General features: G+C 36.5%; 1 protein-coding gene. It reads right to left on the reverse strand.

Going from position 1 to position 211, the window contains the following annotated elements; all coding sequences use genetic code 11:
- A partial coding sequence (locus tag EXE42_RS19805; RefSeq protein WP_206750758.1) for a hypothetical protein occupies positions 1-211 on the reverse strand: 211 nt, incomplete at both ends.

The following is a 211-nucleotide window of genomic DNA, read 5'->3' on the forward strand; positions in this document are numbered from 1 at the left end:
AAAATCTGACATATAAATGAGCAGCAAGTCATATATTTCTCTTGGACGGTCCTCAATGAAATCAACACCTAATTCCGACTCCAGATCTTTTCGAAAATCTAAGTTCATATTGTTTGTAAGACGCTCACTTTCATCGCGGTCTTCATAAAAATTGAGCTTCCTTGGAAGTTTTTGCTGCCATTCTATCAATTTGATATACCAACTCGGCATT

Origin of the sequence: Halorubrum sp. SP3 (genome assembly GCF_005435195.1) — an archaeon.
Classification (GTDB): domain Archaea; phylum Halobacteriota; class Halobacteria; order Halobacteriales; family Haloferacaceae; genus Halorubrum; species Halorubrum sodomense.